Below are 775 nucleotides of genomic sequence, written 5' to 3' on the forward strand. Positions count from 1 at the left end.
GCGGCGGCTCGCGCCGCGACCGCGGACGCATCCTGGCGGCGCTTGACGCCAATGGCTGCCGCGACGACGCCGTCGCGCCTCGGCGGGCGCCTTTGCAGGAAGCCAACCGCGAGGGCGGCAGCGCAAACCTGTTCGATCAGCTTTTTGGCGGCAACAGCCAGCAGCTCGATATGCTTGATGAGCCCAACCAGCCCGACGATCCCGGCGAGGAGCGCAATGTCCGCCGTGTGCTCAACCAGCCCGGCATACCCGATTTTCCGAGCGTCGGCGGTGAGTTCCACACTTCCTGTGTGCGCACCTGCGACGGCTACTTCTTCCCGATGTCGAACTCAGCCTCGGCAGGCGATTTCGAACGTGACCAGAAGAATTGCGAATCGAGCTGCCCCGGCACCGAGATGCAGGTTTTCTATTCGCGCGGCATGGACGACGATTCGGCCTCGATGACGTCATCCGTCACCGGCCGGCCCTACAGCGAATTGCCGACCGCCTATCTCTACAAGCAGCCCGATATGTCGCGGCTGCCGGCTTGCGGCTGCAACGCCGCCGCGCAGGGTTTTCAGATCATCGCCGGCAACCCGCCGAATCCGGAACAGTTGCAACCCGAGACGGACTCCGCACCGTTCATTCCGGTGCCGATCTCCAAACCGGATCCAGGTGCCGATCCCGAAACGCTGGCCAATCAGGAAGGCGGGCTCGACCGCGAGACGATCAAGCGGGTTTCCGCCAAGCCGGTGACGTCGCCGATATCAGCCTTGCCGCCGGAACAGCGCAAGGT

Annotated in this window: 1 protein-coding gene; it reads left to right on the forward strand. The window is 64.6% G+C overall.

The features are described from left to right. A partial coding sequence (locus EN906_RS35965) for a DUF2865 domain-containing protein (protein ID WP_127375862.1) occupies window positions 1–775 on the forward strand: 775 nt, incomplete at both ends.

Origin of the sequence: Mesorhizobium sp. M7A.F.Ca.CA.004.06.1.1 (genome assembly GCF_003999135.1) — a bacterium.
Taxonomy (GTDB): Bacteria; Pseudomonadota; Alphaproteobacteria; order Rhizobiales; family Rhizobiaceae; genus Mesorhizobium.